This is a genomic window from Pseudomonas sp. USTB-Z (genome assembly GCF_019691255.1).
Taxonomy (GTDB): domain Bacteria; phylum Pseudomonadota; class Gammaproteobacteria; order Pseudomonadales; family Pseudomonadaceae; genus Aquipseudomonas; species Aquipseudomonas alloputida.
In genome coordinates this window covers 1-349 of record NZ_JAECZP010000095.1, presented here as the reverse complement: position 1 = coordinate 349, position 349 = coordinate 1, and the positions used below count along the sequence as shown (strand labels likewise).

At 67.3% G+C, this 349-nt stretch carries 1 protein-coding gene; it reads left to right on the top strand.

The features are described from left to right. The coding region (locus tag I8746_RS27705) for an Ig-like domain-containing protein (RefSeq protein ID WP_221101234.1) at nucleotides 1–349 on the top strand (349 nt) is incomplete at both ends.

Below are 349 nucleotides of genomic sequence, written 5' to 3'. Positions count from 1 at the left end.
CATTGCCAACGCCGATGGCAGCTTCAGCATCGAACTGAATCCCGCACAAGCCAACGGCGAACTGCTGGACGTGGTTGCCATCGATGACGGCGGCGTTTCCTCGCTGCCCGCACAGATCACCGCGCCCGACATCACCGCCCCTGCCGCACCGACCGAACTGGCGGTGAGCGCGGACGGCAGCGTTATCACCGGCCGTGCCGAACCGGGCAGCACCGTGCGCATCGTGGCTGCCGACGGAACCGAACTGGGCACTGCCGTGGTCGGCCCGACCGGCGTGTTCAGCCTCAACCTCAACCCGCCACAAGTTGACGGCGAAGTGCTGCAAGCCACGGCGACCGATGCCGCTGGC